The organism is Allobosea sp. Root381, assembly GCF_001429395.1.
Lineage (GTDB): Bacteria > Pseudomonadota > Alphaproteobacteria > Rhizobiales > Beijerinckiaceae > Allobosea.
This window is the reverse complement of sequence record NZ_LMJT01000001.1, coordinates 752,701-774,907: the sequence shown is the minus strand read 5'-3', so window position 1 is coordinate 774,907 and position 22,207 is coordinate 752,701. Positions and strand designations below refer to the sequence as shown.

Annotated in this window: 17 protein-coding genes and 3 pseudogenes; 6 read left to right on the top strand and 14 right to left on the bottom strand. The window is 67.0% G+C overall.

Going from position 1 to position 22,207, the window contains the following annotated elements:
* Nucleotide 1: 1 nt before the first annotated feature.
* The 5 genes and pseudogenes from ASE63_RS28205 to ASE63_RS27990 all read left to right on the top strand — a co-directional run.
* Nucleotides 2-423: pseudogene (locus ASE63_RS28205) on the top strand (calcium-binding protein); the annotation flags it as partial.
* A 1-nt stretch (nt 424) separates the two neighbouring features.
* Nucleotides 425-745 (top strand): annotated as a pseudogene (locus ASE63_RS28200) (calcium-binding protein); the annotation flags it as partial.
* Nucleotides 746-1,061: 316 nt separating this feature from the next.
* Nucleotides 1,062-2,138, top strand: coding sequence for a glycerophosphodiester phosphodiesterase family protein (locus tag ASE63_RS28700; protein ID WP_056796434.1), 1,077 nt, complete (start codon nt 1,062-1,064; stop codon nt 2,136-2,138).
* A 37-nt stretch (nt 2,139-2,175) separates the two neighbouring features.
* Entirely contained in the window at nt 2,176-2,598 is a 423-nt protein-coding gene (locus ASE63_RS03555) for a hypothetical protein (protein ID WP_056796431.1), read from the top strand.
* Nucleotides 2,544-2,883, top strand: a pseudogene (locus tag ASE63_RS27990) (calcium-binding protein); the annotation flags it as partial. The gene ASE63_RS03555 and the pseudogene ASE63_RS27990, both read left to right, overlap by 55 nt.
* A gap of 416 nt (nt 2,884-3,299) precedes the next feature.
* Here ASE63_RS27990 and ASE63_RS03545 read toward each other — a convergent pair.
* The 6 genes from ASE63_RS03545 to ASE63_RS03520 form a co-directional block, all read right to left on the bottom strand.
* Nucleotides 3,300-4,808 carry an argininosuccinate lyase gene (locus ASE63_RS03545; RefSeq protein ID WP_056796425.1) on the bottom strand — a complete coding sequence of 503 codons (1,509 nt, stop codon included), beginning with the start codon at nt 4,806-4,808 and terminating at the stop codon, nt 3,300-3,302.
* A gap of 527 nt (nt 4,809-5,335) precedes the next feature.
* Nucleotides 5,336-6,508, bottom strand: coding sequence for a tricarballylate utilization 4Fe-4S protein TcuB (gene tcuB, locus ASE63_RS03540; protein WP_082609606.1), 1,173 nt, complete (start codon nt 6,506-6,508; stop codon nt 5,336-5,338).
* The gene (gene tcuA, locus ASE63_RS03535; RefSeq protein ID WP_082609605.1) at nt 6,508-7,929 is read right to left on the bottom strand and encodes an FAD-dependent tricarballylate dehydrogenase TcuA; all 1,422 of its coding nucleotides are present in this window, start codon (nt 7,927-7,929) and stop codon (nt 6,508-6,510) included. Before tcuA (ASE63_RS03535) ends, tcuB begins: the two co-directional genes overlap by 1 nt.
* 25 nt (nt 7,930-7,954) lie before the next feature.
* The gene (locus ASE63_RS03530) at nt 7,955-9,424 is read right to left on the bottom strand and encodes an MmgE/PrpD family protein (RefSeq protein ID WP_056796422.1); all 1,470 of its coding nucleotides are present in this window, start codon (nt 9,422-9,424) and stop codon (nt 7,955-7,957) included.
* An 8-nt stretch (nt 9,425-9,432) separates the two neighbouring features.
* Nucleotides 9,433-10,941 (bottom strand): FAD-dependent tricarballylate dehydrogenase TcuA, encoded by a 1,509-nt coding sequence (gene tcuA / locus ASE63_RS03525; protein WP_244491256.1) that lies wholly within the window; start codon nt 10,939-10,941, stop codon nt 9,433-9,435.
* Between the two features lie 156 nt (nt 10,942-11,097).
* Complete coding sequence (locus ASE63_RS03520; protein ID WP_056796417.1) at nt 11,098-11,793, bottom strand: GntR family transcriptional regulator; 696 nt, start codon at nt 11,791-11,793, stop codon at nt 11,098-11,100.
* A gap of 123 nt (nt 11,794-11,916) precedes the next feature.
* On the opposite strand from ASE63_RS03520, the gene ASE63_RS03515 reads away from it, so the two are divergent.
* Nucleotides 11,917-13,332, top strand: coding sequence for an MmgE/PrpD family protein (locus tag ASE63_RS03515; RefSeq protein ID WP_056796695.1), 1,416 nt, complete (start codon nt 11,917-11,919; stop codon nt 13,330-13,332).
* Between the two features lie 9 nt (nt 13,333-13,341).
* Here ASE63_RS03515 and ASE63_RS03510 read toward each other — a convergent pair whose 3' ends face one another.
* The 8 genes from ASE63_RS03510 to ASE63_RS03475 all read right to left on the bottom strand — a co-directional run bounded on the left by ASE63_RS03510 (nt 13,342) and on the right by ASE63_RS03475 (nt 22,089).
* Entirely contained in the window at nt 13,342-14,304 is a 963-nt protein-coding gene (locus ASE63_RS03510) for a D-2-hydroxyacid dehydrogenase family protein (protein WP_056796413.1), read from the bottom strand.
* Nucleotides 14,301-15,698 (bottom strand): acyclic terpene utilization AtuA family protein, encoded by a 1,398-nt coding sequence (locus ASE63_RS03505; RefSeq protein ID WP_056796410.1) that lies wholly within the window; start codon nt 15,696-15,698, stop codon nt 14,301-14,303. Before ASE63_RS03505 ends, ASE63_RS03510 begins: the two co-directional genes overlap by 4 nt.
* A complete protein-coding gene (locus ASE63_RS03500; protein WP_056796407.1) occupies nt 15,695-16,015 on the bottom strand; it encodes a DUF4387 domain-containing protein in 321 nt (106 codons plus the stop codon). Before ASE63_RS03500 ends, ASE63_RS03505 begins: the two co-directional genes overlap by 4 nt.
* A complete protein-coding gene (locus ASE63_RS03495; protein ID WP_056796405.1) occupies nt 16,012-16,986 on the bottom strand; it encodes a D-2-hydroxyacid dehydrogenase family protein in 975 nt (324 codons plus the stop codon). Before ASE63_RS03495 ends, ASE63_RS03500 begins: the two co-directional genes overlap by 4 nt.
* Nucleotides 16,987-17,035: 49 nt before the next feature.
* Nucleotides 17,036-18,112, bottom strand: coding sequence for an Ldh family oxidoreductase (locus tag ASE63_RS03490; protein ID WP_056796402.1), 1,077 nt, complete (start codon nt 18,110-18,112; stop codon nt 17,036-17,038).
* Complete coding sequence (locus ASE63_RS03485; RefSeq protein ID WP_156410160.1) at nt 18,109-19,194, bottom strand: ABC transporter ATP-binding protein; 1,086 nt, start codon at nt 19,192-19,194, stop codon at nt 18,109-18,111. Before ASE63_RS03485 ends, ASE63_RS03490 begins: the two co-directional genes overlap by 4 nt.
* Before the next feature lie 12 nt (nt 19,195-19,206).
* The gene (locus ASE63_RS03480; RefSeq protein WP_082609604.1) at nt 19,207-20,937 is read right to left on the bottom strand and encodes an iron ABC transporter permease; all 1,731 of its coding nucleotides are present in this window, start codon (nt 20,935-20,937) and stop codon (nt 19,207-19,209) included.
* Between the two features lie 102 nt (nt 20,938-21,039).
* Nucleotides 21,040-22,089, bottom strand: a complete 1,050-nt coding sequence (locus tag ASE63_RS03475) for an extracellular solute-binding protein (RefSeq protein WP_082609603.1) — start codon at nt 22,087-22,089, stop codon at nt 21,040-21,042.
* Nucleotides 22,090-22,207: the final 118 nt, after the last annotated feature.

The following is a 22,207-nucleotide window of genomic DNA, read 5'->3' as shown; positions in this document are numbered from 1 at the left end:
CATCGGCACCAACAGCTTCAGCAATATCGAGAAGCTGCTCTTCGGTGCGGGCGACGACGTCGTCACCGGCGGCAATGGCGATGACGTCATCGACGGCGGCCTCGGCAACGACACGCTGAAGGGCGGCGCCGGCGACGACACGCTCTGGGGCGGCGCGGGCGACGACACGCTCGACGGCGGCTCGGGCGATGACGAAATCTTCGGCGGCATCGGCAACGACACGATCAAGGCCGGCTCCGGCGACGATCGGATCGAGGGCGGTGACGGCGACGATGTCATCGACGCGGGCTCGGGCGACGACATCGTGCTCGGCGGCGCGGGCAACGACGTGATCGACGGCGGCTCGGGTGCCGACCGCATCGAGGGCGGCGCCGGCGACGACATCCTGACCGGCGGTTCGGGCCACGACGCCTTCGTCTTCGCNGACGTGATCGACGGCGGCTCGGGTGCCGACCGCATCGAGGGCGGCGCCGGCGACGACATCCTGACCGGCGGTTCGGGCCACGACGCCTTCGTCTTCGCRCCGGGCTTCGGCCGCGACACGATCACCGACTTCAGGACGACGGGMTCGAGCGCGGACGTGCTGGAGTTCGACACGGACGTCTTCGCCGATTTCGAGGCCGCGATGGATGCGGCCGCGCAGGTCGGCAACGACACGGTGTTCACCGTCGATGCCGACACCACGCTGACGCTGAAGGGCATCCAGCTCGCAAGGCTCGCCCAGGACGACTTCCGCTTCGTCTGAGCGGACGGCTCGTAGCCGACAAAGGAAGGGGCGCCCGAAAGGCGCCCCTTTTCCTTTCAGTCGGAAAATTCAGCACTGTTACGAAACCGTTAACCCGGCGTCATGCGCGAGGGCGAGGAACGACGTACCGATCGGTCAGGGCCCTGGAGTGCGCACCGATCAGCTTGCGAAGCAAGCCGATCAGACCACGCGTTCGATGTTCTTGAATTGGAGACGGATCCGGTCCCAGGGCCCGATCGTCTGCACCCGGTCGGAGCGGTTTTCATTCGCCGCCCAGCGGCGAGGCCGCGCTTAAATGCCTAATGGAGACAAATCCGTGACGAACCTCACCATCTACGCGCATCGCGGCACCAATCCCTATCCCGATCATTCCCGCGACGCCTATGTCTGGGCCGTGAACTATGGGGCGGACTTCATTGAGCCGGACCTGTTCCTGACCAAGGACGGCGTGCTCGTCGCCAGCCACGACAACCACAACTACGCCAACCTGACCTATGCCGAGGCCAAGGCGATCGAGCCCGCGCTCATGACCTTCGGTGAGGTGATCGAGATCGCCAAGCAGATGTCGATCGAGACCGGCCGCCAGATCGGCGTGATCCCGGAGACCAAGAGCGCCAACTACGCGACCAGCGAAGCCGTCATCCGCGACCTGATCGCGCATGACTTCACCGACCCGAACCTTGTCGTGATCCAGAGCTTCCAGTCATCGAACCTCAAGATGCTGCATGAGACCATCATGCCGCAGTACGGCGTCGACCTGCCGCTCGCCTTCCTCGGCTACAACATGAGCGCGGCCACGATCGCGGACACCGCGACCTACGCCGACATCATCGCGCCGAACCAGGCCGCCCTGACCGCGGCCGGTATCGAAGCCGCGCACGCCGCCGGGCTGAAGGTCGTCACCTGGACGGTTCTCGGCACCGAGGCACAGATCCAGCGGCTGGTCGACCTTGGCGTCGATGGCGTCTTCGTCGATGCGACCAACACCGCCCGCGAGGCTCTCTCGAAGATCAACGGCGTGACCGTCGGCTACGGGACCGAGGGCGACGATGAGATCGCCGGGACCGACGGCGACGACCTGATCTACGGCATGGCGGGTGATGATGAGATCAGCGCCGGCGACGGTAACGATGTCGTCTATGGCGACGCCGGCGACGACATCATCGAAGGCGGGGCCGGCAATGATGTGCTGGTCGGCGGTGCCGGTGACGACGAGCTGTTCGGCGGCGCGGGCGACGACGTGCTCAAGGGYGGCGTCGGCGACGACCTGCTCGATGGCGGCGACGGCGTSGAYACGGCCGATTATTCCGACGACACGGCCGGCGTCACCGTCGACCTGTCGGCCGGCACGGCCTCGGGCGACGAGGCCGGCGACGACGAGCTCATCTCATGACGGCGACAACCGCCTGGTCGGCGGCGCCGGCGACGACGTGATCCGGGCCGGCGGCGGCGACGACATCATCGTCGCGGGTCCGGGCAACGACGTGATCGACGGCGGCGAAGGCTTCGACACGCTYGACCTCTCGGGCGCGACGGGGGCGATCAGCGTCGACTTCGCGGCCGGCAAGGTCTCMGGCGAGGGCATCGGCACCAACAGCTTCAGCAATATCGAGAAGCTGCTCTTYGGTGCGGGCGACGACGTCGTCACCGGCGGCAATGGCGATGACGTCATCGACGGCGGCCTCGGCAACGACACGCTGAAGGGCGGCGCCGGCGACGACACGCTCTGGGGCGGCGCGGGCGACGACACGCTCGACGGCGGCTCGGGCGATGACGCGGCGGCTCGGGCGATGACGCCATCTACGGCGGCATCGGCAACGACACGATCAAGGCCGGCTCCGGCAATGACGTGATCGATGCCGGCGACGGCGACGATGTCATCGACGCGGGCTCCGGCGACGACCTCGTGCTGGGCGGCGAAGGCAACGACGTGATCGACGGCGGCTCGGGTGCCGACCGTATCGAGGGCGGCGCCGGCGACGACATCCTGACCGGCGGGTCCGGCCACGACGTCTTCTTCTTCGCGGCCGGCTTCGGCAAGGACACGGTCACCGACTTCAGGACGACGGGCTCGAGTTCGGACGTCCTCGAGTTCGACACGGACGTCTTCGCCGATTTCGCGGCGGCGATGGAAGCGGNCGCGGCCGGCTTCGGCAAGGACACGGTCACCGACTTCAGGACGACGGGCTCGAGTTCGGACGTCCTCGAGTTCGACACGGACGTCTTCGCCGATTTCGCGGCGGCGATGGAAGCGGCTGCGCAGGTCGGCAACGACACGGTGTTCACCGTCGATGCCGACACCACGCTGACGCTGAAGGGCATCCAGCTCGCCAGCCTCGCCCAGGACGACTTCCGCTTCGTCTGAGCGGAAAACAGGTCCAGACGACAACGAGGAAGGGCGCCGAACTGGCGCCCTTTTTCGTGCTTTTTGCGCCGGCAGCGCGCCAGCTCCGGACATTGGGATGTCCCGGAAAACGGCCGCTCGCGTCGAACCCGGAGGCGATTTTCAGTTCAGAACGGACTTTCGATCACGGCGCGTGGCCATTCTCGGTCGTCAGTTCGCGCTCTTCACGATGGCATCGAAATCGCTGTCGAGACGCTTCAGTGCCGCCTCGATATGCGCGCGCCTGTCCTTGATCCAGTCGCGCTGCGCGGCCAGGGAGGCTTCGGCCGCCTTCAGCATCCGCTCCATTTCGGCTGGTTGCGGGCCGCCGACGGTAGCGCGGTTCTTGACGATGGCGACGGGATCGAGGGTCTCGCGGAACTCGGTCTCCGACATCGGCAGGACGCCGGCCTCGACCTTCATCTCCTTGACGGTGCTCGCAAAGATCCGGACCGCCTCGGCATAGGGGAAAGCCGTCGGCTTGATGTCATGGGCCTTGGCGTGGTCGACGACTTCGGATGCGAAATGATGGCCGACGCGGAAGGGCAGCTTGTATTTGCGCATCAGCAAGTCGGCGAGTTCCTGCGACGCGGTCCAGTCGCTGTTGAGCTCTTCGAGCGCGCGATCAGGACTGATCACCAACGCCTTCACGATACGCTCGAGATCGCGCAGCGAGGCGACGGCGCTGTCGATCAACGCGGCATTGGCCTTGACGTCCTTGGCGTCCGGCATTCCCGGGCCGAGATTATGCGCCTTGAAGACCGGCCCCAGCGCCTGAGCCAACACGCCCGATGCGGCCTCGCGCGTGCCGTTCAGCAGGCCGGGATTGCGCTTCTGCGGCATGGCGCTCGAGACATAGGTGTTGCTGCCGCCCTCCTGCAAAAGGATCCAGGGGCGTGATTGCGCATATTGCGTCATCACATCCTCGACGAAGGCTCCAACATGCAGCGCGGTGCCCGTGACGATGCCTGCGATCTCGACCGGCAGGTCGGCGGAGGCGATCTGCGAGGCATCGTAGGCATTGTCGACCAGCGCGGGGAAGCCGAGGAAAGCCGCCATGCGCTGGCGGTTCAGCGGCCAACTCGTCCCGTTGAGCACGGTGGTGCCCATCGGCGACCGGTCGATGCGCGCATAGGCTTCGCGGATGCGCTGGGCGTCGCGATCGAGCCCCGCGACATGGCCGAGCAGATAATGCCCGTAGCTGTTGGGCTGGGCGGCGACGCCATTGGTATAGTTCGGCACGACGGTGCCGGCATGGGTGCGGGCGAGCGAGACCAGCGCGGCTGAAGTCTTCTCCAGCTGATCGGCCAGGCGCAACAGTCCGTCGCGCAGCATCGCGGCGCGGTAGGTCGCATGCATGTCCTGGCTCGATCGTCCTGCATGCAGAAGCGTGACCTCGACACCGGCGGCCTCGATCAGAAGCGGCTCGAAGGAGATCACGGTCGAGGGACGCTTCGCTCCGGGCTTGCCGCCCTCGGCGATGACTTTTGCGACGCCGGCGGCGATCTTCGGCGCGAGCGCCTTGTCGAGCAGGCCCTCGTCGCTGTTGATGACGAGGGTGGCCTTGTTCATCTCGCCGAGCCAGAAGAACTCGTCCCGCGGTGGCGCCGTTTGCGCCAGTGCCGATAGCGATAGCGAGCAAAGCAGGGCTGTGCCGAGACCCAGCGGCTTCATCGACATGAGCGCGTCCTCCGGTGTTTTTTAGTCTGCTCACAATGACCGCAGTGGTCACTGCTGGCCCGACTTGACGACAACCTCCGGCCGATCGCAACCCGTCGGTACCGCTCAGGGGCGTTTCCGACGCGCACGGCAGGCTGCATCGGACATCGCGCGTCGGTAGCGAAGGACAGCTTCCCGGCAAGCTCTCAATGTCTGGCAATGGTGCAGACTGCCTGCCGTCGCCGGGCGAAGCGACGCGTGCAGAGTTCATTATGGCATCGGCCCGAAAAGCGGCATGCGGCGTTCGGGACACGACGATGCAAGGTCAAAGGCCGACATCATCGGGCCGAATATGATGTTTGGTCGCTGGTAGGTTCATCACCGCGATCCCGGTGGCACGCCGGCCTGGCGCGGCCGGGCAGGATCATCGGCGTTCCAGAAAGGGAATCGGCTGTGATGATGCAGGCGATGCCGAAGATGTGCTCGATAGATGTGCTCGATGGTTCGGCCGCGCGCCATCGAGGAGGGCAGGCCAGCGCCTTGAAATCTCAGTGGCCGACGCGCGGGCGCTCCTGCGCGGCCCGGACGAGCGCCAGGAACCGGTAGATGCCATGGACGAACCTGCCATAGGGCATCGTCACGAAGAGAGCGAAGACGACGCCGAGATGGAGCGCCAGCAACAGGCCCATGGCGGGCGTGGCGCGGAGAAACAGCAGCGCGAGGCCGGTCACGCTCGTCAGCAGCAGCATCAGCAGGAAGGCGGCGTCCATGCCGTAGGGCGTACCTTCGCGAAGCTGTGGATCGCGACGCCATTTCTCTGCGATGAGGCCAATCGGGCCGATCACGAGCCCGATGCCGCCGAGAGTGCCGAGCAGCACCGGCAGGTCATACCAGGGGTAGGGCGCCTGCATGCCCAGGAGGTAGTGATAGAGCGTCGCCGTCGACGTCGAACCGAAGCACAGCATGAAGCCGTAGAAGGTCAGGTGATGGTAGACCCGGCGGCGGTCGTCTGGCCGCTCGCCTGCATTCATGCAGCCGGCGCGCCCTCCGTCGAGATAGCGCAGGCTTCCTGCGTCCTTCACCGCCTGCCAGAGCGAGCGACGGTCGCCGGGGATTGCACCGGGCGCGCCGATATCGCGCCAGAATGCGCGGGCGCCCATGGCGATCGCGACATTCGCATAGAGAAAGGCGAGCCCGAAGATCGCGACCATCGTGTTGTGCGGCATCAGCCTGTAAAAGGCGCCCGGGCCGGTATGGACCCCGAACAGAACGGCCGGCTCCGTCCAGGCGACGAAGCCGGCGATGAACGCGGTGACGGCTGCGGCCAAGGCGACGGCGATGAACAGGCCGTTGCGCTCGAAGACGCCGGCGAAGGCGCGCGGCCAGGCATAATGCGCATAGGATTGCGTGCGCACCTCGGCGAGCGTCGCCGGGACATGCACCGCGAATTCGTGCGGCGGCGAGAACTGGCAATCGTAGTAGCAGGCGCCGCAGTTGTGGCAGAGATTGGCGAGGTAGTTGAGATCCCCGTCCGAGAAGGACCGGCGCATCTCCATGGCCGGGAAGACCGCGCAAAGCCCCTCGCAATAGCGGCAGGAATTGCAGACCGTCATCAGCCTGTCAGCCTCGGCGAGGGCCGGCGTCGCGTGGTCCTGCAGGGATCCCGCCGTTCCGGCCGGCCCCGAGCCAGCCGTGTCCCGCAGCCAGGCGAGCTCCGTCATCACGAGGCGCTCTCGTGAAGCCGGCTTTCCGCCCGTGCGCTCTTCGCCGCCTGGCAGCCGGCGACGCGCCCGAAGACGGCTCCGATCGTCATGCCGATGCCTGCGGCATAGCCTTCGCCCAGCACATTGCCGGCCATGATCTCGCCGGCCGCGAACATGTTGGCCGCGCCGCGTCCATCCGCCATCAGCATCCGCGCCTCATCGTTCACCCGCACGCCGAGATAGGTGAAGGTGATGCCGGGTCGGACCGGATAGGCGTAGAACGGCGCCGTCGCGATCGGCCGCGCCCAATGCGATTTGGGTGGATCCAGCCCCTCGGTCCGGCAATCGTCGAGGATGCTGTCGTCGAAGCGGCCCGGCCGGCAGGCGGCGTTGAACGCCGAAACGGTTTTGTCGAGCGCGCCCGGATCGAGCCCGAGCCGGGCGGCCAGTTCGCCCATCGTCGGCGCGCTGATCGGCGGATAGAGCGACGGCATGAAAAGCTCCAGCGAAGACGCATCGAAGAGGATGTAGGCGATCTGGTCGGGCTGGGCGGCGACGAGCCGCCCCCAGATCGCATAGCGCTTGGGCCAGATGTCCTCGCCCTCGTCGTAGAAGCGCTTCGCCTCTTGGTTGACGACGATGCCGAAGACGACGCAGTCCAGCCTGGTGATGATGCCGCCATCGTATTTCGGGGCGCGGGCATCGATCGCGACCGCATGGCACTGCGTGGGATCGCCGACCTCCTGCACGCCGTTCTCGAGCAGCAGCTTCAGGATCGTGCCCATGTTGTTGCGCGTGCCGCGGATCAGGAAGTTCTCGGCCGCCTCGCCCCAATGGCGCTTCAGCCATTCGATGTTGGATTCGAACCCGCCGGCCGCCGCGACAAGAGCCTGCGCCGGCACGCGCTCCGTACCGATGAACGCAGCCCGGAACCGGCCATCCTCGATGTCGAGACCGGTGACCTCGGCCCTGTAGCGGATGACGACACCGAGATCTTCCGCCGTGCGATACAGCGCGTTCAGCATGGCGCGGCCGCCGCCGAGAAAGAAGGAGTTGGTGCGGCCGAGCGAAAGCGTGCCGCCGAGCGAGGGCTGCCAGCGCACGCCCTGCTCCTCGATCCAGCCGAGCATCGACTTCGATTCCCGGATCATGAAGCGCGCCAGCGCCTCGTCGGTCTTGCCCTTGGTGACGCGCAGGAGATCGTCGAAGAACTCCTCCTCGCCATAGGGGCCCGACAGGCTTTCGGTCGCGGCGTCATGGGCGCAGCGCATGTTGCGGGTGTGGCGCGTGTTGCCGCCCCGCCAGAATGCGTCGGCGGCTTCCAGCACGAGCACCCGCGCGCCCTCCCGACGCGCGGCAATGGCCGCGCACAGCGCCGCGTTGCCGCCGCCGACGACCAGGACGTTCGGCCTCTCCTGCACCCCGGCAGCCATCGTCATGCGGATCGGCCAGCCTCGCCTATCATCAGGGCACCCAGGTGGTTTCAGGCGCCTCCTCGGTCCCGGCCGCCGCCAGGACGATGCGGGCCGGCGGCCGGCTGTGCTGGGGGCTGACCTCCATGAGCCGGGAGAGTTGACTCATCTCCGAGACGCTGTCGAGCGTCTCCAGACGTTCGAAGAGCGGCGCCACCTGCTCGCGCGGCAGAGCCCGTTCCGCGCAGTCGGAGAACTTGTCCCACAGTTCCTGCGAGGACATCGGATAGGCGCCGCCGCGGCCGACGAGATTCTCGATCCGGCGGCTGACGCGGCGGCCGTCCTTCAGATCGACGATCACCTCGGAGCCCCATTGTTCGGGCGCGTCGTCGCGCATCTCGGGATGGGCGCTCGCCTGCGTCACATCCAGAAGATGCTGGATCACCGGGTCGAAATGGGCCTCGCCCTCGAAATCCTTCAGCCGCACCGTGCCGTCCTTGAGCGCGCGCGCGCAGACATACTGGACGCTGAACTTCGCCTCCAACGCGGTCTGCGGGCGCGGATTATCGGTGTGCCGAAGCCTCCGGCCATGCGGCAGGAGCGTGATCGCCGCGACATCGTCGGGCCGCAGGCCATGCTCGCGGCGCAGCTGCTGCATCATGAAGATGGCGGAATGCGTGCTGCCGCAGCAGGGATACTGCTTCAGCCCGATGGTGTCGTCGGCGATCTCCAGCGGGTCGGCCCAGTTCTCGAAGAGCTTGTCGACGTCGTAGGTGCCCTGGCCGTTGAAGACGTCGAGAAAGCCCTGCTTGTGCTCCATCGCATCGAGTGCTGCATCGAAGCCGCGCTCGGCCAGAAGCGCCGCCAGCAGGCCGCTGCGACCGCATTGGCCGATATGAAGCGGCTTCGTCATCGTGCCGAAATTGGCCTTCAGCCCGCTGGCCGACGATGCCGCGATCGCCAGCGCCGTCGCGGTGCGCCTGGCGTCGAGCCCGATGAAATGCGCTGCCGCGGCGGCGGCGCCGAACACGCCGAGCGTCGCCGTCGGATGCCAGCCCTTGTCGTAATGGTGGAAATTGACCGCCCGGGCGAGGCGGATCTCCGTCTCGACGCCGACGGCATAGGCCGCAATCAGCGCCTTGCCCGTGCTGCCGCGCTCGTCGGCGAGTGCGAAGAGCAGCGGCACGAGTGGCACCGACTGATGGCCGCCGAGATGCCCGCTGAAATCGTCGAAATCGAGCGCATGCGAGGCCGTGCCGTTGATCAGCGCCGCATCGAGCATGCTCGTGCGCTGCGCCGTTCCCATCAGCAAGGCCTTGCCTGGAGCCTCGGCGACACCCGGCGTCTCAGCGAGGATGCGGGTGCAGGGCTCGCCAGCGCCGGCGAGCGTGACCCCGATCGTGTCGAGGATGCAGGTTCTCGCCTGCTTCAGCGCCTTCGCGCTGACCTGCCCGGCGTCGAAGCCGGCAATGCGGGCGCCCAGCCGGGCCAGAATCGTGTCTGTATCCGCGTTCTTCGACATGGCGAGGCTCACATCGTTGCCGCATTGCGGCCGGCGATGCGCCCGAAGGTCGCGCCCGAGACGAGGCCGGTTCCCGCCGGATAGTTGTCGTAGAACAGCCCGCCGACCATTTCGCCGCAGCAGAACAGCCCGTTGATCGCGCGCCAATCGGTGCCGATGACCTGCGCGTCCTTGTTCACCTTGAGACCGCCGAAGGTGAAGGTGATGCCGCCGGTGGCGCTGTAGGCGACATAGGGCGGCTTATCGAGCTTCACGGCCCAGTTCGTCTTGGGCAGCGCTAGCCCCGTGGTCGAGACTCCGTCCTTCCGGGTCGGGTCGTAGCGGTCGTCGGCATCGTTGGCGGCGGCGTTGTATTCGGTGATCGTGCGCAAAGCCTGCGCCTTGTCCTCGATATCGAGCTGGTCGATCAGCCCCTCGATGGTGTCGGAGGTGATCGGCTGGCTGGTCTGGTAGCGCGGTTCCAGCAGGTGCACGACCTTCTGGTCGAAGATCTGCCAGGCCTTGGCGCCGGGTTCCGCGAGGATCGCGCGCCCGAACTTGGCATAGGTGAAGAGCGCGCCGTCCTCGCCCTCGTCGACGAAGCGCAGGCCCTTGCGGTTCAGCATGAGGCTGTAGACGTAGCTCAGCCGGTTGCTGCGGTCCGTCATCTCGCGTGGCGCGAAATCGCCCCAGTCGGCGCTGATCGGGGTGGCGTGGCAGCCGCTCCACTGCCCCCAGGGCATGGCGCCGATCTGCATCGCCATGCGCAGGCCGTCACCCTGGTTGTGCGGCGTGCCGCGCACCTTCGCGCCGCCGACCAGCGGCCCGATATGCTGGGTGCGCATCTGCACATTGGCCTCGAAGCCGCCGCAACCCAGCACCACGGATTTCGCCCCATAGGTCGAGACCCCGTCATCGCTGCGAACCTTGACGCCGCTGACGCGCCCCTTCTCGTCCGTCAGCAACTCGGTGACGGCATGGCCGTACCGGATGTCGATGCCCATCTCCTCGGCGGTCTGGAACCAGCTGCGCGACAGGCCGACGCCCTCATGGGCCGCCCGCACGACCAGGCCGCGCGCCCAGACCATCATGTTGCCCTTGCGGACGGCCGACAATGTTACGGCCGGCTCCATCTTGATGCCGCCGGTCTTGTTCATCCAGAAGACCGTATCCTTGGAATTGTCGACGAGGACGCGCGACAGCTCCGGGTCGGTCCGGCCGCTGGTCACCCGCATCAGGTCGCCGTGATAGTCGCCGCGCGTATAGGGCTGGATGCCCTCGTAGAAGTTCTCGAACTGCTCCTCGGCGTCAGGGACCAGCGGGCCGAGCTCGCGCGGATCGTCGAAGGCGAAGCGCAGCACGCCGCCGCTCCAATGGGTATTGCCGCCCCGCATCTCGCGCGGTGCCTTTTCGAGCACCAGAACGCGCTCCGCGCCGTTTTCCTTGGCGGAAACGGAGGCGGCGAGCGCGGCGTTGCCGGCGCCGACAACGATGACGTCGAAATTGTCCTGCATAGGGTGCTCCTTGGGCGCGAACATCCACGGCGCCTTCTTGGGCGCGCTTGGCTTTGTTGGATGCATTCTTATGGGTACGACTGTATACAAAGGAACGCAAGTCAAATCTCGCCGAGGGCTCGCCTCATGCCGCGCAGCCGGAATTCGTCGGAAAGACGGGTTGCCCCTTCTGCGCGCCGCTCAGCCTGGCGCGCCATCCAGTCGCTGGAGCATATGCTCGCGCGAGCGTTGGATATGGCTGCGCATCGCCGCCTCGGCCATGGCCGGGTCCCGCCGCTTCAACGCATCGAGGATGGCGTGGTGCTCGTCATAGGCGTCGCGGGCGCGGCCGCCGAGCGTGCTGGACCGGTAGCGATAGATCCGCAGCAGATCGTACATGTCGTTGCACAGCATCTGGATCAGCCGCGCATTGCCGCTGGCGCTGACGATCCTGAAATGGAAGTCGAAATCGGGTGTTCTCTGGTAGTAGCCCGTCCCCGCCTGAACGTCGCGAGCCTCGCCATGCTGGGCGAGAAGCGCTTCGAGCTCGGCGAGCTGAGCATCCGTTATGGCCTGCGCCGCGAGGCGGCAGGCCATGCCTTCCAGCGCCTCGCGCACGATCATGAGCTCCGCGAGATCGTCGCGGGACAGCTCCGTGACGTGAACGCCGATATTGGTCGTGCGCCTCAGCAACTGGCGGCCCTCGAGGCGGCGGATCGCCTCGCGCAGCGGCCCCCTGCTGACCCCGAAGGAGACGGCGAGGCGCTGTTCGCTGAGGCGGCTGCCGGGCGCAAGCTCGCCGCTGACGATCGCAGCTTCCAGCCGCTCGGTCACCGCGTCGACCAGCGATTTCGCCCTGACGGGGCTCGTCAGCAATTCCTTCGACGGCGCAGACATAAGCTCTCCATCGTCAGCCGAAGCGACCGCTCGGCTTCGGCGAGTCAACTGTTGACAGTCCTACAATAGCGGTTCCACAGTTACGACGGAAGCCACAGAAGTGGCCGTATCATGGGAGGCATCATGCACGCGACAGCGCAATTCGCGCTCGGCGACACCACGCTCAAGCCGGCGCTTGCCCTCGCCGAGATGGCAGCGAGTCTGTCGTTCGAGGATGTGCCTGCCGCGGCGCGACATCGCGGCAAGCTCTCGATTCTTGACGCTCTCGGCGTCGGTCTCGCGTCGAACGCCTTTCCCTATGCCGGCCGGGCGCTCGCCGGCATCACCGCCATGGCTGGCCCCGGCGGCAGCTGCAGCGTGCTCGGCCGCAGTGAGCGCCTGCCGGTGCGCGACGCCGCGCTGGCGAACGGCATCCTGATTCACGGCCTCGATTTCGACGATACGCACCTGACCAGCATCGTTCATCCGACGGCCGCCTGCCTGCCTTGCGCCCTGTCGCTTGGCGAGGCGCTGCAGATCGACGGCCGCAGCTTCCTGACCGCCTATTTCGCCGGAATGGAAACCGCCGTGCGGGTCGGAGCGGCTGTCCGCGGCGGCTTCCACCATGTCGGTTTCCACGCCACCGGGATCGTCGCGCATTTTTCCTCTGCGGTGATCGCGGCCAAGCTGCTCGGGCTGGACGCGCGCCAGATCGTCGAAGTGCAGGGCATTGCGGCGAGCACGGCCGCGGGCGTGCAGGTGTTCCTGGAGGAGGGCGCCTGGACGAAGCGCTTTCATCCTGGCTGGGCAGCGGTCGCGGGTATCACCGCCGCCTATCTCGCCAAAGCCGACTTCAAGGGGCCGAGCCGACCTTATGAAGGCCGGTTCGGCCTGTTCGACACGCATCTCCAGCACAAGGCCGACAACGTCGATCTCGAGGTGATGGTGTCCGAACTCGGCTGCCGCTGGCACTTCGCCGACACCGCCCTGAAACCCTATCCCGTCTGCCACTTCATCCATGGCTGCGCCGATGCGGCGATCGAGCTCGGGGGACTGGTGGACTGGACCGAGATCGCCTCGGTCGAAGCCTTCCTGCCACGCGACACGATGCCGATCGTCGCCGAGCCGGCCCATGCCAAGGAACGTCCGACGACCGATTACGAGGCGAAGTTCAGCGCCCAGTTCGTCGTCGCGACCTGCCTGATCAAGCAACGGTTCAACCTGCCCGAGTTGCGGGACGAGGCTTTGCGTGATCCGGAGGTCCGCGAGCTCGCGACACGGGTGAAGTGCTCGGTCGATCCCGCATCCGCCTTCCCGGAGTTTTTCTCCGGTGGCGTCCGCCTCGTGCTCAAGGACGGCCGCGAGCTCTTCCGTCATGTCCGGGTGAACAGCGGAGCCGGCGAACGCGCGCTCGACACCGACGCGGTCGCGGCGAAGTTCATGGCTTCCGCCTCGCTCGCCATCGACGAGCGCAAGGCTGCAGCCATCCGCGACATCGTGCTGGATATCGAGAACCACTCGGTCGCTGCGCTTGCGACGGCGCTTCGGTTCGATCGCTGACGCTGGCGATCAGGCGCCCGGCGCGGCGAGGACGCGGATGGGCTTGCCCATCCGCCAGGCCTGGATCGCGTCGACCGTGTCCTGGTAGAATGCGCGGTATGCGCCTTCGGTGACGAAGCCCAGATGCGGGCTCAGCACGACATTCGGCGCGGTGCGCAGCGGATGATCTTTCGGCAGGGGTTCGATGTCGTAGACGTCGAGCCCTGCGCGAATGCGCCCCTCCTTCAACGCGGCCAGCAGGGCGGCCTCGTTGACGATCGGCCCGCGCGAGGTGTTGACGAGGATCGCGCCGGGCTTCATCGCGTCGATCTCGGCTGCACCGACGAGATCCTTGCTCGCGGCCCCGCCGGGGATATGGATCGATATCGCATCCGAGGTCTCGAATAGCGACGTCTTCGACACGGCCTCCGCGCCATGGGGGGCCGCCTTCTCCTGCGTCAGGTTGGGGCTCCAGGCGACGACCCGCATGCCAAAGGCGCGGCCGATCGGCGCCATGCGGCTGCCGAGCTTGCCGAGGCCGATCAGGCCGAGCGTCTTGCCGCCGAGCGTCGTCCCGATGGTCTGCTGCCAGCTGCCCTCCCGCATGCGCTGGAATTCGTCCGGCAGATGGCGCGCCGCCGCCAGTATCAACGCCCAGGCCAGCTCCGGTGTCGCATGTTCGGACTCGCCGGCACTGGTGTGACAGACCGTGATCCCCTGCGCGACCGCGGCGTCGAAATCGATGACCCGCACCCGTCCGCCGGTGACCACGACGAGCTTCAGCCGCGGCAGCTTCTCGATCAGGCTGCGGGGCAGGGGCAGGCGCTCGCGCATCAGGCACAGCACGTCGTAGTCCGCCAGGCGTGCCGCTGCCTCCTCGGAACCGAGGGGTTCGCCGAAGACGTCGACCGTGACGTCGTCGCCGAGGCTCGACCAGTCGACATAGCGACGCGCGACATTCTGGTAGTCGTCCAGCACAGCGACACGGATCATCGGAAGACCTCCACCTCGACCGGAAACAGCGCCGCAGGATCGTCCATCTCGATAAGATGGAAGACGTTGAAGCGATAGGCCGCACCGGCCGAGAGCTCGGGCGGCGTGAACGGAAAGGCGAGATTGCCCGCCGTGGAGAGCCGGCCCTCATAGCCATGGTGCAGGAGATATTGCTTCGTCGTGCGGATCACCTCCTCGGCCCGCTCGGCCGTCGGCGCGATGCATTCGCCCATGACGAAAGCCTCGCGCGGCAGGCTCGCTGCCGCCTCCGCCCAGTTCCTGACGCCGTCCACCCCGTAGAGGCGGAAGCCCAGCCGGTAGTCCTCCGGCTGGTCCTCGCAGACCAGATCCCGAACTACATTCGTTACCTGGGCGAAGATCTCGCGGTGACCAGCGATGAAGCGCGGATCGGCCGCGCCGGCCAGCAGCAGAGCACGGTGGCCGACGAAGGCCGCTCCCTCGAGCTTCAGCGTCCGGCGCTCCGCGGGCCGGAATACCGCGCCCTCGACACGGGTGCGTCGCGCGTCGAGGGCGCGATAGGTGACGTCGCGCAGATCGGCCCAGCCATCGGGCTCGCGGATTTCGAAGGGATCGGCCTGCTCGTAGAGGCTGTGTGCGGCGACGGAGGCGGGTGTCGCTGCGCGGCTCAGTGCCATGCTCTCCAGTTCGAAGCCATCGTCATCGAGAACGCCGAGGATCGTGTCGCGACCGCCGGGCATGCAGCACAGCGAGGCGCATTCGACGATCTTGGCCATGTGCATTGCGATGCCCGGCGGAAAGCCCAGCATCGCCGGGATGCTCGCGAAGATGCCAGTGTCGCAGGCGCGGCCGAGCACGACAACGTCGACATCGGCCTCCAGCGCGCGCCTGAATGCCTCGAGCCCGAGCTGCGCGACGAGATGGCTGGACGCGTCGACCTCCGCCTCCGTGAGCGGCGGCATTGTGTCCATGGGGCGCACCTTGCCGGCGGCGATCCCGGCCTTCAGCACATCGCGCGGCATGTCGGACGCGACGACGCCCATCCGGAAGCGCAGTCCGTCCTCGGCGGCGATCTCGCGGATGATCTCCAGCGTAGCGTCGAGATGCGGCTTCGCGCCGGCGGATCCCGCCGAGCCGACGATCAGCGGGATGTCGAGGCGCCTTGCGGCATTCAGCACTTTCCTCAGATCGCGCCTGGCGCCGCTGCGGGTCGGTGCGAGCTTGCCGCCGCCAAGATAGTTCGGGCCGATGTCGATCGAGCCCATGTCGACCCCGATCATGTCGGGCGACCGGGTAAGCCCAGCCTCTAGTGCCGGGGTCGGGATGCCGTAGCCGAGCTGGCCCGATGCACCGAGCGAGCGCAGAGGGCGGCGCTGGCGGGCGAAGTCGTCGAGGAGCCGGCCGATCGCGGTCACAGTTCGATCTCCAGCAGCGGCGCGTGCTGCTGCGCGCCGTAGACGTCGCGGTCGCCGATATCGCCGGAGACGACGTCGCGCGGGAGCGTGATCTTCACCGCCAGCGCGGGCCGGTAGGCGATAACGGCGACCTCGTTCTCGCTGCGGCCATAGGCTCGCGCGACCTTCTCGCGCAGTGCCGCCAGACGGGCGGAAACCGCTTCGAATGCCGTGGCATCGGGGAGCATCACGTCGAAAGTCAGCAGGCAGGGACCGGCATTCTTGCTGCGGATCACCCGGGCGATCTCCTGCAGCCTGAGCGGGGGCGATGACGTCACTTGATCAGCTCCGAGGCCTGGTCGCCGTTGACCACGCGGATGGGCGCGCCGGCCAGCCAGGCCTTCGCGTTCTCGAGAGACTGCTCGTAGAAGATCCGATGGTTTTCCTCCGTGACGAAGCCGATATGCGGCGTCGCCAGCACGTTCGGCAGCGAGCGGTAGGGATGGTCGACCGGCAGCGGCTCGACATCGTAGACGTCGAGCCCGGCGCCGCCTATGCGCCGCTCGAACAGAGCAGCGGTCAGGGCCTTCTGATCGACCAGCGCCGGCCGCGAGGTGTTGACGAGATAAGCGTCGCGCTTCATCCGCGCGATGTCCGCGGCGCTCACGATCCCGACGGTGCTGTCGGCCAGTGGGATATGGATCGTCAGGACATCGGAGTTGGCGAAGAGCTCCTCCTTGGATACGCAGGTCACGCCGTGGGGTGCCGTCCGCTCGGGCGTCAGGTTGGGGCTCCAGGCGGTGACGTTCATGCCGAAGAGCTTGCCGATCTGCGAGACCGGCACGCCCATGCTGCCCAGGCCGAGCACGCCGAGGGTCTTGCCCGAAAGCCCACGGCCGAAGCCGACCTGCCAGCCGCCCGCGCGGAAGGAGGCGGCCTCGGCATGGATGCGGCGCATCAGCCCCAGGATCAGCCCCCAGGTCAGTTCGACGGTGGTGTGATGATGCACTTCGGTCGAGCAGACGGTGATGCCGAGCTCGCGCGTCGCCGGGAGGTCGACGGAGCGCGAGATGCGCATGCCCGTCGCCAGCATCAGTTTCAGCCGCGGCAGCGCCTCCAGCACTGCGCGGGGGAATTCCGTGCGCTCGCGGATCCGCATCACCGCATCGAAGTCACGCAGCCGCGCGACGAGCTGGCGCGGGTCATGGGCGTGATCGGTGAAGGGCACGACTTCGATCTGCTGTGCGCTGCTCCAGTCCGCCATGCGCAGCGCGGCGTTCTGGTAGTCGTCGAGGATGGCCAGGCGCATCGATCGCGATCCTTTGTCGTCTGCGTGCGGAAATGCGGCTGCCGAGGGCTCAGGCAAGAAAGGCGGGCAGCGTCAGGCCGAACTTCGCGGCGGCCTGCGCGAGACCGGCGCGATCTTCGGCTGAGAGCGGGATGCCCTCGCGCTGCCGGCGCGCGGCAAGGCGAGCCTCGGGCTCGCCGGGAAACAGGATCTCCGCTCCCGGCTCGACCGGCGGGCATGCCTTGGCGCGGGAGGCGAGCGCGTCCATCCGCGCGCGGTAGTCGGCGGCCGAGACCGCGAGGTCAGGCCGCAGGGCGATGAAGAGATGGCCGACATCCTGCGGCCGGTCCTCATCGGCGTACTGGTTGCCGACCTCGCCGCCGAAGGCCGCGCCGGACATCACGCCGCCCAGCACCTCCATCATCAACGACAGGCCGGAGCCCTTGGGGCCGCCGAGCGGCAGGATGATGCCATCATAGGCGGCTTTCGCGTCGGTGGTCGGATTGCCGTCGCGGTCGAGCGCCCAGCCCGCCGGAATCGTGCCGCCGGACGCCGCGGCGCGCCGAATCTTGCCGCGCGCCACGACCGAGGTCGCCATGTCGAGCACGAGCGGCGGCCCGTCGATGCCGCCCGGAGCGCCGAAGGCGAACGGGCTCGTTCCCAGGAAGGGCGTTCGCCCGCCCCAGATCGGCATGGCGGGGGAGGCGTTGGTGAAGACGAAGGCGGCATAGCCGCCGGCGATGGCCTGGAGCAGATAGCTCGCCGCCATGCCGAAATGCGTGCCGCGGCGGACATAGGCCAGGCCCATGCCGCAGCGGCCGGCGCGAGCCATCGCCTCCGCCATGGCCCTGCTGGCGGTGACGAAGCCGAGCCCGTTGGCGCCGTCGACGAGGGCCGCGACCGGGGCGAGTTCGGTCACGGCGAGCGGTGCGTGCGGATCGACGAGGCCGATTGCGATGCGATGGAGATAGATCGGCACGCGGCCGACGCCATGCGAAACGACGCCGCGCAGATCCGCTTGGACGAGGCAGTCGGCCACGGTAGCGGCGTCGGCATCGGGCACGCCCGCCTTGGCGAACAGCGCCGCCACGAAATCCTGCAGATCGGCCGCGGCGATGGCAGGCGCAGGCATCTCGGCCGTGTTCATGCCCGGGCTTCGTCCGCCAGCGCGACGAGGCGGCAAAACTCCTGCGGGAAGCGCAGCGTCACCGTGTCGCCGATGTCGAAATCCGAGCGCGAATGCACCTTCACGCGGGTGCCCGAGGCATCGACGAGGTATTCCGTATAGGCACCGAGATAATGGCTTTCGAGAACGCGGCCCTCGAGCACATTGATGCCGTCCTCGCTGCGCCCGTTGGCGCCCGGCATGATCTCCACGCTTTCCGGCCGCAGCATGGCCTGATAGCGCGCGGCTTCGGGGGCGCCGGTATCGTCGAGCTGCAAGGCGATGCCGCTGGGCGTCGACCAGCCGTTGCCCTTGCCGCGCTCGACATCGATGAAACTGGCGCGCCCGACGAAATCCGCGACGAACCGGTTGGCGGGGCGACGATAGAGCTCCTTCGGCGTTCCGGCCTGGGTGATGCGGCCATGCTCCATGACGACGACGCGATCGGACATCGAGAGCGCCTCTTCCTGGTCGTGGGTGACATAGACGGTCGCCACGTCCAGCTCCCGCTGCAGGCGCTTGATCTCGATGCGGGTGCCCTCGCGCAGCTTGGCGTCGAGATTGGACAGCGGCTCGTCGAAGAGCAGCACGCGCGGCCGCCCGACGATGGCCCGTGCGAGCGCCACGCGCTGCTGCTGCCCGCCCGAGAGCTGCGAGGGATGACGCTCGCGCAGATGGCGCATGCCGACGATCTCGAGTGCCTCGTCGACCTGCTTTGCCACATCAGCCGCCGGCACTCCCCTGATCGACAACGGGAAGCCGACATTGCCTGCGACGGTCATGTGCGGCCAGATCGCATAGGATTGGAAGACCATGCCGATCTGCCGCTGATGGGCCGGCACGAGCGCATCCTGCTCGGGCGCCGAGACGATGCGGCCGTCGATCTGGATGACGCCTCCATCGGCGTCCTCCAGCCCCGCGAGGCAGCGAAGCGTCGTGGTCTTGCCGCAGCCGGAGGGGCCGAGAAGCGAGATGAACTCGCCCTTGCCGACATCGAAGGAGATGCCATGGACGACGGTCAGGCTGCCATAGCGCTTGACCAGGTTCTGGACGTTGATGCTCACGATTGAACCTCCTCAGCCGCGCCGCGCGGTCGGCACCAGCCGCATGATCAGAGCCATTGCGATGAATATGATGAGCGTCGCGACGACGGCGAGCGCACTCGCCAGCCCCCAGTTTGCCTGCTCGAAGAAGGACCAGATCGAGATCGAGATCACGGCCGTGTGGACCGAGTAGATCAGGATCGCCGAGGAGATCTCGCGGAAGAACGCCATGAACAGCAGGAAGTAGGCGCCCTGCACCGAGGGTGTCACCAGGGGCAGCAGGATGCGCCAGATGCCTTGCGCGCGCGTCGCGCCGTTGACCCATGCCGCTTCCTCGAGGCTCTTGTCGATCTGGACCATCTGGCCGCCGATCGTCTCGGTGGCGTAGGGCAGGAAGCGCGTGACGAAGGCGATGATCATCAGCGTCAGCGTGCCGTAGAGCGGCAAGGGCAGATAGGCATAGGCCCAGAGCAGACCCAGGCCGAGGACCACGCCGGGAACGCCGAACGGCAGGCTGACGACGAAATCGAGCGCGCGATAGCCGCGTGGCTGAAGCCGCAAGGTGAAGTAGCAGCAGAGAAGGCCTAGGGTGACGCCCACCGCCGCGCCGACGCCGGAAACGATCAGGGTATTGGTGAAGCTGCGGACCGTGGAGGCGCTTTCCCAGATGAAGATGTAGTTGCGCAGCGTATACATCCCCTCCAGCGGGTTCACGGTGAACCACTTCAGCAGCGAGGTGTAGATCAGGATCACCATCGGCATGACCAGGCCGAGGAAGATGAAGCCGAAGCAGAGCAGGTTCGCCGCCCAGCGCCAGCGCCCGAGGGGAATGAGCTTCAGCCGCCCCGCCTTGCCCGTCACGGTGGTCAGGCGCCCCGCCGTGGTTATCCGCCGCTGCGCCCAGATCGCCGCGCCCGTGATCAGGCTGAGCGCGACGCCGATCGCCGCCGCGAGCCCGTAGTCGGTCGGGGTGAAGCGCACGAGCAGGTAGAGCTGCGTCGCCAGCATCGTGACCTGCCCGGGTATGCCGAGCAGGGCCGGAATCGCGAACTGCTCGATCGTCATCACGAAGGTGAGGATGAAGCTCGAGATCAGCGAATAGCCAAGCAGCGGCAGCGTGACGCGCAGCAGCACCTGGTGAGGCTTGGCGCCCGCGGTGTTCGCGGCCTCCTCATAGATCGGATCCATGCCCGAGATCGGCCCGCGCATGGTGAGATAGACGAACGGGACCTGGTGCAGCGACATCACGAAGACGATGCCGGCCGATGTGTAGATGTCCGCCCTGAGCCACGACATCCCGAGGACGTCGTCGATGATCGTGTTGTAGATCCCGCCGGGCGCACCGACGATGATCCAGGCCATCGCCAGGATGAAGGACGGGAAGTAGAAGCTCAGGCCGATCAGCGCGACGACGATGTTGCCGTAGCGGAAGTCGGTGCGGTGGACGATCAGGGCGATCGTCGTGCCCACGACGATCGAGATCACGGAGGTGAAGAGCCCGATGATCAGCGTCGTGGTCATCGAGGAGAGCACGCCGCTGGAGGCGAGCCCCGCATAGTTCTGCAGCGTCCACTCGCCGGGAAGCCCCGGGGCGCTGGTGCGGAAACTGCCATAGACCAGCGCGACGACGGGGATCGCCACCATCGCGACCACGATCAGGAACGTCGCCCAGTAGACGCCGGTCAGGACAGCGCCGCCCGCTCCTGCGCGGCTACGGGCCCGGGAGACCGCGGGAGGACCGGCGGCAATTGCTTGTTCTGACATGTCGGGTTCCCTGGACGCGCCGCGGTGACGCTTCCGCGCCCCGCGTTCCCCCCCGTTACGTGAGATCCGCGCGGCGCAGAGGCGCCGCGCCCTTTCGCTGCGTCAGCGGATGCCGAAGGTCGAACGCCATTTATCGACGATGGCGGTCTGCCGTTCGGGCGTCAGGATCTTCTCCCCATCGACCACATTGCTGAGTTCCGCCGTGGCCGGCAGCTTGCTCAGCGGCGGCGCGCCCTTGCGCGTGACGGACAGGCCGCAATAGGTCTGGAGATGGACCTGGCCCTGCTCGGTCATGAGCCAGTTCAGGAAGACCTTGGCGGCGTTGGGGTTCGGCGCCTTGGCGGCGACGAAGGCCTTGTTGGCCGAAAGCGTCGTGCCCGATTTCGGATAGACGAAACCGATCGGGGCGCCGTCGTCGAGCAACGGGTTCAGCGGCAGGTCGGTCAATTCCGCGACACGGACGTCGCCACGGACCACAGCCTGGATAATGCCGCCGGAGCCCTCGAAGAAGCGGACTTCATTGGCCTTGAGCTTGTCCGCCGCGTCCTTGATGCCGATATCCTCCCAGAAGGCGCAGATCTGCTGGATCGAGACCGAGCGCCAGGGCGGGTTCATTCCGACGCGGCCCTTCCACTTCGGATCGAACAGGTCCGCCCATTCCTTGGGCGCATCGGCCGGGCGCACCTGCGCCTTGTTCCAGATGATGCATTCGCGCGCATGCTGGATGGTGAAGAGCATGTCCTCTTCGTTGTATTCGGGCGCGAAGTTGGCGATCTCGGGCGGCGTCCACTTTGCCATCCAGCCCTTCTTCATGCCCTCGCCGATCCGCTCGTCAGGGAAGGTCACAAGCACGTCGCACAGATTGCGCCCGGCCGAGAACTCGGTCTGGAAGCGTTCGATCAGCGGATTGCTGCCAAGGCGGATCTGCTCGGTCTGGATGCCCGGATTCGCCTCGCGGAAGCGCTGGAGCAGCGGCTCGATGCCGTTGGGCTGCCAGTTGTTGTAGATGACGACCTTGCCTTCCTTCTTGGCAGCATCGAGATCAAGCTTGGCTTGCTGCGCGCGGACAGGGCCCGCCGCCGCGAGCGCCGCGGCGCCTGCAATCACCGCGCGACGCGTCGGCTTGCCACCAGAAATTCCGTTTTCGGCCATGACGTTTTCTCCCGGTTAACCGCGCGTCTCTGACGGACGCTGTGCGGCAAGTGTCACCCGCTCTTGTGTAAACTGTCAACAGTTGACTTTAATCAGGATCAGGGAATAGCTGTTGCCG

Excerpts from the sequence above, each read along its gene's own strand:
- ASE63_RS03480 (WP_082609604.1), bottom strand. The coding sequence starts at position 20,937 with ATGTCAGAACAAGCAATTGCCGCCGGTCCTCCCGCGGTCTCCCGGGCC.
- ASE63_RS03495 (WP_056796405.1), bottom strand. The coding sequence starts at position 16,986 with ATGCGCCTGGCCATCCTCGACGACTACCAGAACGCCGCGCTGCGCATG.
- ASE63_RS03545 (WP_056796425.1), bottom strand. The coding sequence starts at position 4,808 with ATGTCGATGAAGCCGCTGGGTCTCGGCACAGCCCTGCTTTGCTCGCTA.
- tcuA (WP_244491256.1), bottom strand. The coding sequence starts at position 10,941 with ATGTTCGCGCCCAAGGAGCACCCTATGCAGGACAATTTCGACGTCATC.
- tcuB (WP_082609606.1), bottom strand. The coding sequence starts at position 6,508 with ATGACGGAGCTCGCCTGGCTGCGGGACACGGCTGGCTCGGGGCCGGCC.
- tcuA (WP_082609605.1), bottom strand. The coding sequence starts at position 7,929 with ATGACGATGGCTGCCGGGGTGCAGGAGAGGCCGAACGTCCTGGTCGTC.
- ASE63_RS03520 (WP_056796417.1), bottom strand. The coding sequence starts at position 11,793 with ATGTCTGCGCCGTCGAAGGAATTGCTGACGAGCCCCGTCAGGGCGAAA.
- ASE63_RS03490 (WP_056796402.1), bottom strand. The coding sequence starts at position 18,112 with ATGAACACGGCCGAGATGCCTGCGCCTGCCATCGCCGCGGCCGATCTG.
- ASE63_RS03475 (WP_082609603.1), bottom strand. The coding sequence starts at position 22,089 with ATGGCCGAAAACGGAATTTCTGGTGGCAAGCCGACGCGTCGCGCGGTG.
- ASE63_RS03515 (WP_056796695.1), top strand. The coding sequence starts at position 11,917 with ATGCACGCGACAGCGCAATTCGCGCTCGGCGACACCACGCTCAAGCCG.
- ASE63_RS03510 (WP_056796413.1), bottom strand. The coding sequence starts at position 14,304 with ATGATCCGTGTCGCTGTGCTGGACGACTACCAGAATGTCGCGCGTCGC.
- ASE63_RS03530 (WP_056796422.1), bottom strand. The coding sequence starts at position 9,424 with ATGTCGAAGAACGCGGATACAGACACGATTCTGGCCCGGCTGGGCGCC.